Consider the following 559-nt stretch of genomic DNA (forward strand, 5'->3'; position numbering starts at 1 on the left):
CCCGGCGTTGAGGGCTTCGCCCAGCGGTGCGGCGGCGGGGAACTCGGACCACTGGATTTCGTAGGGCACATCCCGGGTTTCGCCGGCGACTTCCAGCAGCGCCTTGATGGTGGATTTCTGGTTGGCCACTCGCAGGGGCTGCAGGTCGGCGGCCTGGCAAGTCGCACCCAGGGTGAGGGCGGCCAGTAAAAGGGCAAGGGTAAAGCGCATCAGGCGGGCTCCAGGCTAGGTCTTGCGTTCAGTCGCCTCCGCCTGGAGAAGGGGTCGGCTGGTAGTGGGAAGAGGAGCGAGCGGACTCGCTCCTGGGGGTGTTCAGATCACATAAAACCCGTGGGTGCCGTCTCGGGCCAGCTGGTCCACCAGGCCGAACTCCCAGTCGAGATAGGCCTGCATGGCTTCCTTCGGATTGTCGGTGCCTTCGTACGGGCGGCGGTAGCGGTCGATGCGCGGTGAAGCGAGGCGGGTCTCGCCTTCCTCCAGCGGCAGTTGCGCGGCGATCCAGCTGGCAGTGCCGTCCTGCAGCAGGAACACGGGCTTGCCGGTCAGCACTTCGACTTGC

General features: G+C 66.2%; 2 pseudogenes. Both read right to left on the reverse strand.

Annotated elements, in window-relative coordinates:
• A pseudogene (locus tag HX846_RS38425) lies at positions 1-210 on the reverse strand (aliphatic sulfonates ABC transporter substrate-binding protein); the annotation flags it as partial.
• A 102-nt stretch (positions 211-312) separates the two neighbouring features.
• Positions 313-559 (reverse strand): annotated as a pseudogene (locus HX846_RS38430) (rhodanese-related sulfurtransferase); the annotation flags it as partial.

The organism is Pseudomonas sp. K5002, from assembly GCF_013386655.1.
Lineage (GTDB): Bacteria > Pseudomonadota > Gammaproteobacteria > Pseudomonadales > Pseudomonadaceae > Aquipseudomonas.